This window comes from Paraburkholderia sp. BCC1876, assembly GCF_902833695.1.
Lineage (GTDB): Bacteria > Pseudomonadota > Gammaproteobacteria > Burkholderiales > Burkholderiaceae > Paraburkholderia.
This window is the reverse complement of record NZ_CADFGI010000002.1, coordinates 895,023-910,496: the sequence shown is the minus strand read 5'-3', so window position 1 is coordinate 910,496 and position 15,474 is coordinate 895,023. Positions and strand designations below refer to the sequence as shown.

Annotated in this window: 15 protein-coding genes; 2 read left to right on the top strand and 13 right to left on the bottom strand. The window is 63.7% G+C overall.

Annotated elements, in window-relative coordinates; all coding sequences use genetic code 11:
* Positions 1–39: 39 nt before the first annotated feature.
* The 9 genes from xylB to HWY05_RS10455 all read right to left on the bottom strand — a co-directional run bounded on the left by xylB (position 40) and on the right by HWY05_RS10455 (position 9,174).
* Positions 40–1,500: a xylulokinase gene (xylB, locus tag HWY05_RS10495; RefSeq protein ID WP_176058257.1), complete on the bottom strand. Its 1,461-nt coding sequence runs from the start codon at positions 1,498–1,500 to the stop codon at positions 40–42.
* 56 nt (positions 1,501–1,556) lie between these two features.
* Positions 1,557–2,435, bottom strand: a complete 879-nt coding sequence (locus tag HWY05_RS10490; RefSeq protein WP_176058256.1) for an AraC family transcriptional regulator — start codon at positions 2,433–2,435, stop codon at positions 1,557–1,559.
* Positions 2,436–2,477: 42 nt separating this feature from the next.
* Positions 2,478–3,653 (bottom strand): sn-glycerol-3-phosphate ABC transporter ATP-binding protein UgpC, encoded by a 1,176-nt coding sequence (gene ugpC, locus HWY05_RS10485; protein ID WP_176058255.1) that lies wholly within the window; start codon positions 3,651–3,653, stop codon positions 2,478–2,480.
* 3 nt (positions 3,654–3,656) lie between these two features.
* Entirely contained in the window at positions 3,657–4,691 is a 1,035-nt protein-coding gene (locus HWY05_RS10480) for an NAD(P)-dependent alcohol dehydrogenase (RefSeq protein ID WP_176058254.1), read from the bottom strand.
* Between the two features lie 10 nt (positions 4,692–4,701).
* Positions 4,702–5,514 carry a carbohydrate ABC transporter permease gene (locus tag HWY05_RS10475; protein ID WP_105508178.1) on the bottom strand — a complete coding sequence of 271 codons (813 nt, stop codon included), beginning with the start codon at positions 5,512–5,514 and terminating at the stop codon, positions 4,702–4,704.
* Positions 5,502–6,380 carry a sugar ABC transporter permease gene (locus HWY05_RS10470; protein WP_035549953.1) on the bottom strand — a complete coding sequence of 293 codons (879 nt, stop codon included), beginning with the start codon at positions 6,378–6,380 and terminating at the stop codon, positions 5,502–5,504. Before HWY05_RS10470 ends, HWY05_RS10475 begins: the two co-directional genes overlap by 13 nt.
* 114 nt (positions 6,381–6,494) lie before the next feature.
* A complete protein-coding gene (locus HWY05_RS10465; protein ID WP_244146565.1) occupies positions 6,495–7,808 on the bottom strand; it encodes a sugar ABC transporter substrate-binding protein in 1,314 nt (437 codons plus the stop codon).
* 208 nt (positions 7,809–8,016) lie between these two features.
* Positions 8,017–8,553, bottom strand: a complete 537-nt coding sequence (locus HWY05_RS10460; protein WP_035549959.1) for a chromate transporter — start codon at positions 8,551–8,553, stop codon at positions 8,017–8,019.
* A 33-nt stretch (positions 8,554–8,586) separates the two neighbouring features.
* A complete protein-coding gene (locus HWY05_RS10455) occupies positions 8,587–9,174 on the bottom strand; it encodes a chromate transporter (protein WP_035549961.1) in 588 nt (195 codons plus the stop codon).
* 309 nt (positions 9,175–9,483) lie between these two features.
* On the opposite strand from HWY05_RS10455, the gene HWY05_RS10450 reads away from it, so the two are divergent.
* Positions 9,484–9,942: a zinc-finger-containing protein gene (locus tag HWY05_RS10450; RefSeq protein ID WP_176058252.1), complete on the top strand. Its 459-nt coding sequence runs from the start codon at positions 9,484–9,486 to the stop codon at positions 9,940–9,942.
* A 68-nt stretch (positions 9,943–10,010) separates the two neighbouring features.
* On the opposite strand, the gene HWY05_RS10445 is transcribed toward HWY05_RS10450, so the two are convergent.
* The 3 genes from HWY05_RS10445 to HWY05_RS10435 form a co-directional block, all read right to left on the bottom strand.
* On the bottom strand, positions 10,011–11,378 hold the full coding sequence (locus HWY05_RS10445; protein ID WP_051980503.1) for an MFS transporter: 1,368 nt from the start codon (positions 11,376–11,378) through the stop codon (positions 10,011–10,013).
* Between the two features lie 4 nt (positions 11,379–11,382).
* Positions 11,383–12,135 carry an alpha/beta hydrolase gene (locus HWY05_RS10440; RefSeq protein ID WP_176058454.1) on the bottom strand — a complete coding sequence of 251 codons (753 nt, stop codon included), beginning with the start codon at positions 12,133–12,135 and terminating at the stop codon, positions 11,383–11,385.
* 188 nt (positions 12,136–12,323) lie between these two features.
* A complete protein-coding gene (locus HWY05_RS10435) occupies positions 12,324–13,460 on the bottom strand; it encodes a C45 family peptidase (RefSeq protein WP_176058251.1) in 1,137 nt (378 codons plus the stop codon).
* Between the two features lie 240 nt (positions 13,461–13,700).
* Here HWY05_RS10435 and HWY05_RS10430 point away from each other — a divergent pair, with 240 nt between their 5' ends.
* A complete protein-coding gene (locus HWY05_RS10430) occupies positions 13,701–14,579 on the top strand; it encodes a LysR substrate-binding domain-containing protein (RefSeq protein WP_231584912.1) in 879 nt (292 codons plus the stop codon).
* Between the two features lie 60 nt (positions 14,580–14,639).
* Here HWY05_RS10430 and HWY05_RS10425 read toward each other — a convergent pair whose 3' ends face one another.
* A complete protein-coding gene (locus tag HWY05_RS10425; RefSeq protein ID WP_176058250.1) occupies positions 14,640–15,395 on the bottom strand; it encodes an SDR family NAD(P)-dependent oxidoreductase in 756 nt (251 codons plus the stop codon).
* Positions 15,396–15,474 lie beyond the last annotated feature (79 nt).

Genomic DNA, 15,474 nt, shown 5'->3' with positions numbered 1-15,474 from the left:
ATTGCGCTTACGCGGCCAACGAACGTTTTTGTGGACGGCCTACCGCGCAAATTCGTCCTTAAGCGCCGCGTAAATCCGCCGATACCGCGCAAGCCGATCCTCGGCCAAAGTCCGCTTTGCGGCGTCCGGCTCACAAACCTCAACCGTCTCCGGCGCCGTACAAACCAGCCCCACGCTCTCCTTCGTCACCGCCAGCCGCGCCAACCTCGCAGCCCCCAACGCCGCGCCAACATCGCCACCCTGATGCCGCCGCATCGCCACGCCCGTCGCGGTCGCGCACAGCGTCGCCCAAAACCGGCTACGCGAACCGCCGCCAATAAACGACGCCGTCTCCAGCGAAGTCCCCGCGCCCTGCAGAGCCGCATACCCGTCGGCCATCGCGAAAGCCACGCCTTCCATCACGCTATACGCGAGGTCGGCGTCACCATGGGCGCCCGTCAAGCCCCAGAACACGCCCTTGGCATTCGCATCGTTGTGCGGCGTCCGTTCACCGCTCAGATACGGCAAGAACAACGGCGCGTTCTGCGCATCCGCGCTCTCCGCGCAATTGACCAGTTCGGCGACATCCTTCCCCAGCAACTCGGACAGCCACGCCAGACTCGACGCCGCCGACAGAATCACACTCATCTGATGCCATCGCTCCGGCAAGCAATGACAGAACGCATGCACCGCCTGCGCGGGATTCGGTGCAAATCGCTCAGTGCCGGCGAACAATACGCCCGACGTCCCCAACGACAGAAACGCGCTGCCCGCGTCGGCGACGCCCATGCCGATCGCGCTCGCCGCGTTATCGCCCGCCCCGCCGCACAGCGTCACCGAACCCGCAATGCCCCATTCGCGCCGCAAGCCGTCGTGCAACTGCGCGGCCGCGTCGCTGCCTTCCACCAGCCTCGGCATATGCTCGCGCGACAAGCCGGTCGCCGCGAGCATCCGGTCCGACCAGTCGCGTTTCGCAACATCGAGCCACAGCGTGCCCGACGCATCGGACATGTCGGAGACGAATTCGCCGCTGAGCCGCCACGCCACGTAATCCTTCGGCAGCAGCACCTTGTGCGCGGCGCGAAACACGGCCGGTTCGTACTTCGACAGCCACAGCAATTTCGGCGCGGTGAAACCCGGCATCGCCAGATTGCCGGTGATGGAACGCGATTCGGGCACCAGCGCTTCGAGTTCCACACACTCGGCAAACGCACGGGTGTCGTTCCACAGAATCGCCGGACGCAACACCTGTCCCGCGCGATCGAGCAAGGTCGCGCCATGCATCTGCCCGGACAAACCGATCCCGCGCAGCGCGGCAAAGGCGCCAGGATCGGCGGCCCGCACCTGTGCGATCGCATCGAGCGTGGCATGCCACCACGCCTGCGGACTCTGCTCGGACCAATGCGGATGAATATGCTCGACCTCGAGTCGCGCGCTACCGGTGGCGATCGTCGTCGACGCGTCGTCAGTGAGGAGTGTTTTTACCTCGGAGGTGCCGAGGTCGATGCCAAGGAAGGTCAAGAGTGTCGTCCTCGTGTTGGCGGCCTGACTGTCATGTCATGCAGACAGGTGCAAGGTCAGGCCGCGATCATGTGTTCGTTGAGCTGATGCAGCGCGCGAAATTTCGACGGCGGCATCGCCTTCGTTGCCAGGAATTGACGATTGAAATTCGACAGGTTATTGAAGCCGACGCGATAGCAGATCTCCGTCACGCTCAGCGTGGAGCACATCAGCAATTCACACGCCTCGTTGATACGCAACCGGTTCTGGTACTGCACGAACGTGCAGCCAGTGTGCCGCCGGAAAAAGCGCGTGAACGTGCTGACGCTCATGCCGGCGAGTTCGGCGACATCCGCTTCGCGCAACGTGCCCGGCAGGTTCTGCTGAATATACGAGAGCACCTGGTTGATCGTGGACTGCATGTAGCGATGCGCGTTGACATCGTACGAAGGCCCCGCGAGCAACCTGCGCTCGCTGCACGACGACAGGCGGTCGAAGATCCACATCAACAGTTCGACGCGACGGCAGCCGTGCGACACGGCCAGTTCCAGCATCTTCGGCGCAATCGCCAGACCCACGGCATCCGGAAACTGAATGCCGCGCGCGGCGTCGTCGATCAGGCCGACGATCGCATGCAGTTCGGTGAACGCGGCCGCCATCCGCTCGACCGCGTCGCGCGAAAACTGCAGCACCACGTCGCGCGACGGCACGGCGTCGCCCTCGCCCACTTCGCTGATCCAGTTATGCGGCAGATTCGGTCCGGTGAGCACCAGGTTGCCCGGCGCGAAATCGCCGATGAAATCGCCGACAAAAAACTTGCCGGTCGACGCCCGGATCACGTGAATCTCATACTCCGGATGAAAGTGCCATTTGGCCACCGTATGCGGGTAATCGTGCGCCCACGCGCGAAACGATTCGTCGCGCCGCGTGTGCACCAACTCCAGGTCTGGATTCATACCGTGTCTCCTTCTCGGCCGTCTCGACGCCGCGCTTTTTTGTCAGTGCAAAGCCGCGCCCTGCACGCCCGCATCCTGACGCGGCGCACCGCCGAACTTTTGCGCGGTGCGCTGCGCAACGGGCAAGGAAACGTTCTGCTCCGTGCCGGCGTCGAAAACGTGCAGGTCGGCGACTTCGAACTCGAACGTTACCACGCTATCGCGCTGCGGCAAGTCGCTCGCCGGGATCAGCGCGGCCATCCGCTCGCCGGCAAAATTGAACGTGACGAGTGCTTCCGCGCCCAGCAGTTCGATCAATTCGACGTTTCCGCTCAGCCTGAGCATGCCGGGTTCTTCTTCGGCTGACGCCAGCTTCAGATAGTTCGGCCGGATGCCCAGCTTCACCGCCTGGCCGCGATGCAATCCGGCGAAACGCGCACCGGCAAGCGGCCAACGCTCGCCCTGCACATCGACGAAACAGGTGTCGCCGAGTCGTTCGACCACACCGGCCACGAGATTCATCGCCGGTGTGCCGATGAAGCCTGCGGCAAACAATGTCTGCGGAAAATGGTAGAGATCGGACGGCGTACCGGCCTGCTCGATCCGTCCGCCGCGCATCAGGATCACGCGGTCGGCGAGCGTCATGGCCTCGAGTTGATCGTGCGTCACGTACACCGTGGTGGTTTTCAGGCGCTGATGCAAACGCTTGATATCGCCGCGTAGTTGCGCCCGCAACTTTGCGTCGAGATTGGACAACGGCTCGTCGAACAGAAACACCTCGGGCGTCTTGATCATCGCGCGAGCGATCGCCGCGCGCTGCTGCTGGCCGCCCGACATGGCGCGCGGTTTGCGGTCGAGCAACGCGTCGAGGTTCAGCATCGCGGCCACTTCACGCACGCGACGATCGATCTCCGCGGCCGGCACCTTGAGACGGCGCAGACCGAACGCGACGTTGTCGTACACCGTCATGTGCGGATACAGCGCGTAGTTCTGGAACACCATCGCGACGTTGCGCTCGCGCGCCGGCAAGTCGTTCACGACCGTCTCGCCGATCGCCAGATCGCCGCCGCTGATGCCTTCGAGACCCGCGATCATGCGCAGCATCGTGGACTTGCCGCAACCGGACGGCCCGAGCAGGACGACGAACTCGCCGTCGTCGATTTCCATATCGAGCGGATGCAGCACCGGCGGGCCGCCGTCGTACTGTTTAGTCAGACCTTTGCAAACGATTTTAGCCATGGCTCAATCCATTTCGATCTGAATCTTGACGTCGTTCGGGTGCCCCGCCGCCGCCTCTTCGAACGCCTTGAGACCGTCGGCGAACGCGAACTTGCGCGAGATGAACGGCTTCACGTCGATCATGCCTGAGCTGATCAGCGCCAGCGCGCGCGGAAACACATTCGCGTAACGAAACACCGATTCGAGGCGCGCCTCTTTCGCCTGCATCGCGACGACGTCGAGCGGCACACGATCCACCGGCATGCCGACCAGCACCGCGCAGCCACCCGGGCAAAGCAGATCGAACAGGTCGTCGTAGACCTTCGCGTTGCCGCTCGCTTCGAACACGACGTCGGCGCCCCACCCTGTGGTGACGTCCTGAACGACGTCGGTCAGCTTCTGCTCGCGTACGTTCACGGTGGTCACGGCCGGATTGCCGGCGAACAGCGCGAGCTTTTCCTTGATCACGTCCGCGAGAATGACGCGCGATGCGCCGCCGGCCAACGCGGCCAGTGCGGTCATCGCGCCGATCGTTCCAGCGCCGATCACGACGGCGACGTCGCCGGGTTTCATGGCCGCCTTCTTCGCCGCCTGCAAGCCGATCGACAACGGTTCGACAATCGCGCCCTCCGCGAACGACACATTGTCCGGCAGCCGGAACGTGAAGGCCGCAGGATGCACGACATAAGGCGTCAGGCAACCGTGAATCGGCGGTGTCGCCCAGAAACGCACGGCGGGGTCCAGGTTGTAGAGACCGCGCATCGTCGCGGGCGAATCGAATTGCGGCACGCCCGGCTCCATGCACACGCGGTCGCCCACCCGCAGATGCGTGACCTCGCTGCCGGTTTCCACCACCGTGCCGGACGCTTCATGACCGAGCACCATCGGTGCTTCGACCTTGAATGGACCGATGCGCCCATGCGTGTAGTAATGCACGTCGCTGCCGCACACGCCGACCGTATGAATCTTGATCCTGACGTCGCGAGGTCCGACCTCGAGCGGCAGATCGATATCGCGCAGCGCGAGCCGGCGCGCTTCTTCGAGTACGAGGGCTTTCAAAACATTCTCCTTACTTGCCTTTGAGCATTGAGTTCAACAGCCGGCTCAGCACGCCGACGAAAATAATCGGAGGTAACGCGAGCAGCACCGTGGACGCGTTGATCACGCCCCACGGCACTTCCTGCCCGAGCGACGTGAACGCGGACGCCACCACCGGCAGCGTCGCGCTTCTCGACGAGGTCAGTGCGAGCGCGATCATCAGTTCGTTCCAGACCAGCACGAAGCTGAACACGATGCCGCCCATCAGCGTGGTCGCGCTGATCGGCAACGCGATCCGCCAGAACACACCGTACGGGCCGTAGCCGTCCAGCGTGGCCGCCTCTTCGACTTCACGCGGCAGACGCTGAAACACCGGGATCGACAACCAGGTGATGGTGGACAGCGTGACCAGCAGATACGTCACCACCATCGAAAGTTTGGTGTCGTACAAGCCCAGATCGACCCAGATCGCAATCAACGGAATCGCGACCGCCACCGGCGGCAAAAACCGCAGCGACAGCAGAAAGAACTGAATGTCGCGCTTGCCCGGCACGTGATACCGCGCAATCACATAAGCAGCAGGCACACCGAGCAACGCTCCCAGCAGCACCGCAAAGCCCACGATCGACAAACTATTGCCCAGGCCGATCAGCACCTCGGGGCTCGACACGACCTGGCGGTAGTTGTCGAGCGTCGGCGTAAAGATGAAACGCGGCGTCGGCGTGACGATGTCGAGCAGGTTCTTCAGCGAATTGAGGAACGCCCAGAAGATCGGAAACACGGCCACCAGTGCAAGCGCGAGGCCAAACGACCATGCAGCGCCGCGCGAAATCAGTCTTCCCATTTGTTCACCCGCTTCCAGATGAAAGTGAAAATCAGCGTGGTCGCCACCATCATCAGCACGGCCATACTCGACGCATACGACACTTTCCCGGACAAGCCGATTCCTTGCGAATACGCGTACATGTCGAGCGTTTCCGTGGTGATGCCCGGTCCGCCTTTGGTCATGACATAGACCAGATCGAACGAGCGCAGCGATTCGACCATCTTGATGAACACCAGACTCATGATCGGCACCTTCAGCATCGGCAACGCGATATACGCGTAGACCTGCCAGGTGCGTGCGTAATCGAGCCGCGCGGCTTCGAGCGGTTCGGGCGGCAGCGTCTCCAGCAGCTTCAGCACGACCACCGCGAAAAACAGTCCCCATTGCCAGATGTCGACGAGCGCCACCGCATACAACGCGAGGTGCGGGTCGGACAGGAAGGCCGTGTTGTCGATGCCGAGCAGCCCGAGCAACCAGCTCAGAATGCCGGTGAGCGGCGAATACATGAATTTCCAGATAAACGCCGCCGACACGCGCGGCAACAGCACCGGCACGATCAGCAGCAGCGAAATGACGCCGCGCAGCCGGCCGTGAATCTGTTCGAACAGGTAGATCGCAATCAGTACACCGACGGCGACGGCGCCCACCACGGTGACGATTTCCCAGATCGCCGAGACCTCGATCGAATTGAGGAAGCGCCGGTCCGAAAACAGTCGCGCGAAATTGCGGAACCACACGTACTCGCTGTCCGGATAGCGCAGCACGCGGTTCCGCAGCGCGAGATTGATGGCGGCGATGGTGGGCACGAGACCCAGGACCGCCATCACGGCAAGCGGCGGTCCAAGAAATACGAACGGCAGGCTGGTTTTGCCCCGATTGAACATTGATGTCTCCGACAGCGAGGTCACGCACGAAGCCCTGTTCGCGCGCGACCCCGATCCGATCTGCAGTGCCCCAGCGGCGCGCGGCATGCAAGCCACGGCCAGGGGGCGGCCACGTTACTTCTTCGCGCCGTGCTCCATCGCGTCCTGCGCGTACTGCACGGCGTCGTTCAGGGTGGCCTGAACATCGGGCTGCGTGCCGGTGAAGATCTCCTCGAGCGCAATGCCGAGGTTGTCGCCGATATCGGGCCACTGCGGGCTCGACCAGATCGTGACCTTGGTGACCGGATTGGTGTCGTTCAGGCCGGCGAGAATCTGCGGCTTGACGTGCTTCTGGAAGTAATCGCTTTTGATCGTGCTGGTGCGGTTGTAGTCGCTAAAGACGTTGTCGCGCAGGCGGGCCTGCTCCTGGTCCTTGCCGGTCGCCCAGGCAATGAATTTGCCGGCGGCCTGGCGGGTGCATTCGTCCTTGGCGCCCACCGACGAAATCGCCAGGCCGTGTCCATAGGCCGCGGACGGCAACGGCGCGGGCGGCCTGACGTAGCCCACCTTGTCCGCCACGCTCGATTTGGTCGGGTCTTCCATCCAGTCGGCGAACGGCGTCGATTCGATCATGAACGCGACCTTGCCGGAGCGGAATGCTTCCAGCGCGTTGCTCCAGTCGTAGGTGGCCGCGCCAGGAGGCGCGTATTTGAAGAGATCGCGATACAGCAGCGTGGCCTTCACCGCGCCCGGCGAATTGAAGGCCGCCGCCTGGTTCTTGTCGGTCCACGTGCCGCCCTCGGCGAGCATGAACGGCGCCCAGCGCCATACGTTCATGCCCGAGCCGCGTTGCCCGCGCGCCACCCAGCCATACATGTTCGGCGGCGCATTGAGCTTCTTGATGTCGGCGACGAGTTCGTCGAGTGTCTTCGGCACCGGCAGATGCGCTTTCTCCAGCAGGTCGCGACGATAGAACAGGAAGTCGCCGCCGCCGATCAGCGGCGCAAAATACGCGACGCCCTTATAGCTCGCCACCGCGCGCCGGCCCGGCAGGAAGTCGTCGTAGTCGGCGTCTTTCGGATAGTACTTCAGGAGCGGGACAACCCAGCCGGCCGACGCGAACTCGGCGATGTTCGCTTCGTCGACGTAGTAGATCTGGTAGGAACCCGCACCTGTCGACGCATCCAGCCGCGACTTGGAGCGCCGGTCGTTTTCGCCGAAGTAATTGATTTCAACCTTGGTGCCGCTGCGCTTTTCATAATCGGGCAGCGACTTCTCCATGACCGTCAGGCCGAGGCTCTTTTGCGCCAGCACCTTGAGCACCGGAACGTTGCAGGTCTGCGCCGTCGCCAGCACGGGAAGGCTCACGCCCACCACCGCGCACGCTGTCAACCAATGAATGGATTTCACTCTTGTCTCCGCTTTTGGAATGTTCTTTGGTATCGCCATACGGGCGCTGCATTGGGCGGCAGAGCATGCGTACGGTGATGAGAACTGTAGTGGCCGGGGCCAGGGGCCAGCCACTGCAAAAGGCGGAACGTGCTGATACTTTTTGCGCGCACATTGGGTGCGCTGCACAAAATGTGTCAGTGAGGGGAATGGAGTCGTTGAGTGAGCGACGCGCGGGGTTGTCGAACTACAAGCAGCACAAGGACAACTACAGCAGACCCGCGTAATGCACCGCGACGAACAACGCGGCGCCGCCCGCGATCAACACGATCGCGTTGATCCGCGTCTTCATCACGAGGACGGTGGCGCCCGCGGCGGTGAGCCAGGCGATCCAGCCGCCGTCGAGTTCCTTCATCAGCACGTAGACCGCCGCGAGTATCAAACCCGCGGCGACCGGCCGCAAACCGGCCTGCAATGCGTTCAGCCAGCGCGCGCCTTCGTGCCGGTTCCACACATGCACGACGCCGTACATCAGGAACGCCGTCGGCCCGAACAGGGCCAGCGTCGCGACGAGTGCGCCGCCCAGACCGCCGACCTGCCAGCCGATCAAGGTTGCCAGCAACGACGCCGGCCCCGGCGCGAGTCGCGCGATCGCGAAGTCGCTGAGGAACTGCGCGTGCGTCATCCAGTGATGCACGTCGACGACTTGCCGCTGAACCTCGGCGATGATGCCCTGCCCGCCGCCGACCGTGACGATCGAAAGCGGAGCGAATACGGCGAACAGTGCGACTAGATTTCTGGACACGGAATAGCGCGGGATAAAGTTGGCGGACGCTCGTTACTGCTGCTGCGGAGACGAACGGAGATATTCGTAGCCGACGCTCAGCGCACCGGCGATCAGCACGGTCCACACGAGCGACACGCGGAACAACGCGGCCGCCGCGAAGGTGGCGATCAGCACGAGGTACGGAAACAGCCGGCGCGGCAGTCGGCGGGCCGCCGTGATCGCCATGCTCAAGGACAACCCGATGGCCGCGGCCGCCGCGCCGGCCAGCGCGATATGCGTGAGCGGCAGATAGGCGATCGCGGAGAAGAACACGCCGAGCAGCACGATCGTCACCGCCGGCGGAAACACGATGCCGCAAAATCCGGCCACCGCGCCGCGCCAGCCCAGCAGGCGATAGCCGATCCAGATGGCCAGATTCTTGACGTTGACGCCCGGCAGCGCCTGCGACAACGCAAGGCCGTCGAGAAATTCCTCTTCGGTCAGCCACTGCCGGTCCTGCACGAACTCGCGCAGGAACCAGCCGCTCAGGCCGCCGCCGAAACTCGTCAGTCCGATGCGGGTAAAAATCAGGAAGAGCCCGAGCGCGCTCACGTCGCCGGACGATGGACCCTTGCGTGACGCGAGGGTTTCGCGCTTCACGGCCGGGTCGTGTGCTTCATGCCCGTCAGTTCCGTCTGTATCTTCTGTACCTTTGACCAAGGTCTTCTCCCTACGCGCTTTGCAAGGCGGGTGAAAGTTTGAGACGTCGTTGCCTCCCAACGACGCGGATTGATTGAATCATATCCGCACACGCTCACACGCAGGGCTGCCGGCCGCAGATTGGATTCTGGGCATGGGCGGCGCCAAGCCCGTTAAAATCGCGGGAATGCAGGTCTAAACTCGCAGGTCTAAACCCACGGGCCTAAACCCGCGAACTCCAACCCGTCAACTCAACCGGAGAACCAAGTCTTGCGTGTAGGCCGCCCCGTCAAAGCCCTTCCCCAACCCGATTGCGATTACTGCGGCACGCGTGCCGTGCTCGCGCGCAGCGGGGACGAGAGCTATCCGTATCGTGACGATCACGGCCCGGTGTGGATCTGCGCCGCGTGTCAGGCGTGGATCGGCATTCACGCGCGCAGCACGCGCAACGTGCCGCTAGGGCGACTCGCCGACGCCGCGTTGCGCGACGCCAAAAGCCGCCTGCACGATGTGCTCGAACCGTTGGTCGCGGGCAAGATCCGGCGTGACCGGGTGAATCCGTTCGAAGCGCGCGCGAAGGCGATCCGCTGGGTGGCAGAACAACTCGCGTTCGATCCGCTGCCGGCGTCGATCCATAATCTGTCGCTGGAACAATGCGAGCAGGCGATCGCCCACGTCGAGGCTTTCATCGCGCAACGCCGCGCGGCGGCGCCGGACGATCGCGCTTGAGCGGGTTCAAGCGGCGGCCTCAAGCACCAGGCCCAAGCACCAGGCCCAAGCACCAGATTCAAGCCGCCTTAAACAGCGTCGCCCGTTGAATTTTCGCGCTGCATGCCCGCCTCGTGTGCCGTGCCGTGCCCACGTTCCTCCCGGTCCGCCTGCAACACCCGCCGCCCGGTGCGCGTACCGAGCACCAGCAGGATCGCCAGCACGCCGGTGCCGAACAGGTAGCTCGGCGGAATGAAGCGCGCGTCCGTGAAGTGCGCCACCAGCGAGATATAAAACGGCGCCAGCCCACCGAACAGCATGACCGACGTGTTGTACGAAATGGCCACGCCGGTGGAGCGCCCCTGCACGGTGAAAATCTTCACCAGCATCCCCGGATGCGCGGCGCCCTGCAGCGTCAGGAACAGAATGCCGATCAGTCGCACGACCATCAGACTGCTCTCGGTGGGCTCGGCCAGCAGGTACGCAAACAGCGGAAACACGCAGATCAGCCAGCCCGCGATAAAGAAGAAAAACAGCCGGTACGCGCCGACACGATCCGCCAGCAAGCCGAACACCGGCGACAGCACGCACATCACGATGCTCGTGACGAACACCCCTTGCAGCGACGAACTCAGCGACAGATGCAACTGCATCTGCGCATAGGTCGGCAGATACGCATTCCACACGTAGTTCAGCGAGGTGCCGGCGATCATCACGCCCATCGCGCACACCACGGCGTCGCCGTTATCGCGCACAAAGTCGCGCATCCTTTCTCTCACCGGCGCGCGTGCCGCGGGCCGCGCCTGCATGCGGTGAAATTCGTCCGACTCGTCGACATGGTGGCGAATATAGAAGCCGATCGGCCCGACCAGCGCGCCGATCAGGAACGGCACACGCCAGCCCCACGCCGTCAGATCCGCATGCGACAAATGTTTCGACAGCAGGTAGCTGCAGCCCGACGACAACATCGCCGCGACGCCGATCGACAACATATTGAAGCTGCCGTAAAACATCTTGCGTCCGGGCGGCGCGACCTCGTAAATCGTCACCGACGACAGCGCGAACTGCGCGCCCACCGCGAAACCCTGCACCAGACGGCCGATCACCACCAGCAGCGGCGCGAGCAGCCCCAGCGTCGCGTACCCCGGCGTCAGCCCCAGTATCAGCGAGCCCACCGACATCAGGACCATGATCCACGACAGCACCTTGACGCGACCGACGCGGTCCGCGGCCATGCCCATCAGCACACCACCGAGCGGACGCACCAGGAAGCCGACCGCGAACGTCGCGAAGGTCAGCAGCAAGGCGCCGCTACGATCGACGGTAGGAAAAAACACCCGCGCGATCATGCTCGAAAAATACGAGTACACCATGAAGTCGAACCACTCGAACGTGCCGCCGATTACGGTCGACACGATGGTTTTCCAGAGCCTGGCCGGATCGCTTGGGGTGTGCATGGGTTTAACCTCCGGCTCGCAGCGTGCGCAACGTCTGTGCGAAGAAATCCTGAACCACGTCGACGACCTGCATGCCGTTGTGGGCGATATTGGCCAGCTCATCGAAACGCACGCGGACACCGGCGGCTTCGAACGACGCCTGCAGCGTGCGCAACCGTTCCGGACGCGTGGCGCCGGCGTCGTTGATACCCGGCAGATACATCGCGCTGTCTTCGGGCACGGTGATTTCCCAGGTCTCCAGATCTGCGCGGCCGACGATCATTTGCACCGGCACACGCTGCAACGCGGCCAGATCGAACGGCTTGCCGAAGTGGCGTTCGAAACCGCCCAGGCCTAACCACCAGTCTTTCGTGTGATCGAGCACGGTGACGTTGCCCGGCGCACCGATCGACGCGGCCCACAGCCGCTCCGGGTGCGCGTACGCGAAGCGGTTCACGTACTGCCCGCCGCCCGAATAGCCGAACAGCGCGAACTGCTCGAAGCGTTTGCCATAACGTTCGCCCACTTCGCCGACCATGTCGAGCAGCACCTGGTCGTAACGGATATCGCCGTCGATCAAACGCTTGAAGCCATTGCGATCGCCGTCACCACGCACGCCCACCGGAAACAGCGGACACAGCACGATGCAACGGTTCCAGCGGCCGAACGGCGCGAACGCGTCGCGGTATTGCGTGAACTGGCGGCCGGTGCCGTGCATCGCGACCACGAGTTGCACGTCGTTGCCGGGCGTCAGGACTTCGGGCGGCACGTACAGCACGTACGGAAAGCGCGCGTCGTGGCGGCTGGCGTACACGGTGGTCGAACCCAGGTCGTATAGCGCCTGCGCTTTTTCATGACCGGGTGCGGAGCGCTTCTCTGCATCGAACATCTGTCATTCCCCTCTGACGTTTTCAAATGTGGTTTTCAAATATCGCTTTCAAGCCGTGCCACGCCAACCGCCACCGCTCAAGCCACCTCGGCGAGCGGCTCGTGATGCAGGCTGTAGCGCGTGAAAACGCGATTGAGCGCGGGCATCGGCGCGACATCCATTTCGCCTGCGGCCGGCTGCATGACGATCATCGCGACGGTCGCGGTCATCGTGTGGCGCGTGCCGGGACGCGGCGGACGACACACCGAAAACGGCGTGCCGAATGCGTCGAACAGCGCGGCCTTGACGGCGTCGCGGTCCACCATCGGCGTGGCGTTCAGCAACTGACGCACGCGCCAGTCGCGGTAATAGCTGTCCGGCGAGCTCTCGCAACCGGTGTCCAGCAATTTGGTGCGCGCCACCGGGCTGACCCAGTGGTTCGCGTGCACGATCAACTGATCGTCGCCGGGATAGATCGGAAACGCCTCGTTCGGCGCGCATTCGAAATCGATGCCGAAGCCCTCGGCCATGCCGAGCATGATGTTGTTGGAACAGGATTTCGGCGTGGTGGCGATCACCCGCAACGCGTTCGAAAACACCGGTTCTTCCAGCACGCGGCGACGCAGCAGCGACAGCGGCACGCCCATCTGCATGAAATCGCGCTCGGACTCCAGATAGTTCGCGGTGATCGACACGCCCGCCGCGTTGAGCCCGCTGCGCGCGAGGCCACCGGCTTCGACGAAGGTCAGGAAGTCGGGGCCGTCGTCGTTGCGCACGCGCAAGACGATGCCGGTATCGACGCAATCGGCCTTCCAGTCCCAGTTTTGCGCATGGATCAATTGCCCGTTCGACGACCGCGACGGCAGCACCAGCACGCCCGTGCAACCGTCTTCGTCGTCGGCTTGCAGCGCCATTTCGGCGCGCGCTTTGGCCAGCACCTCGGTGCGGGCGTTGATCATCACGATGTCTTCGAACGGCACGTCCGCGCCTTCGGCGATGCCGCGCATCTCGTCCAGATAGGCCGGCTGGAAGTCGCCGATCACCTGTTCGAGCGAGCGGATCAGCGCCGTCTGCGACGCCTCGCTATAGCCGAGATTGCGCAACGTCTGGCCGTAACGGGACGCGCTCAGGCGCACCCGCACCGCGGCCGCGCGGCCGTATTGCACCCCGCGCTCGTGCGGCTTGCCGGACACGCTGATAAAAGGAAATTGCGAAAACGCTTGGGTTTGCGACATGTTGGGACTCCTCGCCCTGGCTGCGAGCGACGCCGCCACGCGGCCTGCGGCCTTGCGCTGACGACATCGACTGGATGGCTGACCCAACGATTTTCACGAGCCGTAAATAAAATAAAAAGCGTTATTTTCTTTACAGAAAGGAAAGAATTTTTTTCGTTTCGTGCGATCATGAAGCGTAGGCCGGTGAGCGAAATTCGTGCGCCGAACGCACGTCCAGAAGGCTGTTGAGGAGAATTCGGCATGAGTGAAATTCGAATGCTGCGCACGTTTCTCGCCATTGAGAAGCACGGCACGATGGCGGCCGCCGCCGACCGCATCGCGCTCACGCACGCGGCGGTGGGTGCGCAGATGCGCACGCTGGAGCGCGTGTGCGAACGTCAACTGTTCGACCGCAGCGGGCGCAGCATCCAGTTGAACGACGCCGGCCGTTCGATCATCGAGCAGGCACGCGCGGTCGTGGCCGCGTACGACTCGCTATTGCGCGGCGTCGCGGACGAGCTCAGCGTGGAAGGCTCGATCACGATCGGCTCGACGGTGTCGTCAATGGGCTTTCTGGCGGCCAACGTGATCCGCCTGAAGGTCTCGTATCCGCGTTTGAACGTGCGCCTCGCGCACGGCGACAGCGCCCAACTCGGGCGCCAGGTGCGGGCGGGGGAAATCGATGCGGCGGTGATCGTCAGCGAACCGCGCGTGACCACCCTGCCCGAGTTATGGGAGCGTCTTTACGATGAGCCGCTGGTGTTGCTGGTCAATCCGGCGAGCGCGCCGGCCGACGCGACTGTGAGCGCGCTGCTCAAGCGTTTGCCGTTTATCGGCTTCGAGACGTCGTCGCTGACCGGCTCGCATGTCACGAGTCTGCTTCGGCGCTTGCGCGCCGACGTCAAGCCGATTCTGGAAATGAATTCGATCGCCGCGATTGCCGATCTGGTGCGGCAGAACGTGGGCGTGTCGATCGTGCCGCGTCTGCGGCATGCCGCGTGGGACGACGATCCGTTGTTGTCGGTCAGGCCGATTCCGGGCACGGCGTGGCGCCGGCATATCGGCTGGTATGAGTTTGGGCGGCAGCCGCTGGCCACCGCGATCGTCAAGAACCAGTTGCTCGCGGCGTTGGCGGAGTGAGGGTGCGTCGTTATCCGTGCGCCGTAACGCGCTCCGCCTCCCGCTCAACAGCCCATCAACTCAGAACGATTCGTTGAACGGCCGCAGATCGATTTCCTGCGACCACGCCGTGCGCCCCTGCTGATGCAGATGCCAATAAGCGTCGGCGATCTCGTCGGGGTTCAGCAGGCCGTCTGCGCCGCGCTCGGCCACCCGCTGCGGCGCGGACGTACGCAGACGTTCGCCGTCGATCCCGCCGTCCACCACCACATGCGCCACGTGAATATTGCGTGGACCGAACTCGCGCGCGAGACTTTGCGTGAGCGAACGCAGACCGGCTTTCGCGGACGCGAATGCGGCAAACGGCGGCCGACCGCGCAGCGCCGCCGTCGCGCCGGTGAACAGCAACGAACCGCGACCGGCCGCGAGCAAAGGCTCCAGGGCCGCGCGGGCAAACAGAAAGCCGCCTAACGTTGTGACGCGCCAGGCCGCCTCGAACTGCTCCGCGCTGAGTTCGAGCGTCGGCGCACGAGTCGCGCCGGCCGCGTTGAAAATCGCGACTTCGAGCGTGCCATGCTGCGCGAGTTGCTGTGCGATCGCATTCAGATCACGCTCGCTGGTGACGTCGCCGGGAAACGCCTGCGCTTGACCGCCTGCCGCACGAATTTCGTCGACGACGATCGCCAGACGTTCCTGCGAGCGGCCCGTTACCGCCACACTGAAACCCTCGCGCGCAAATCGGCGCGCCAGGGCCGCGCCGAGTCCGGCGCTCGCCCCCACGCCAGCGATCCACGCAAGACGCGCAGGCGCCGGGTTCGATACGACCGTTTCACTCATGGTGTTCTCCATTGAGGCGCTTTGACAGAGGGACGCATGAATGCGCAGAGGCGAAGCTGACGCGACATCTGCACACGCC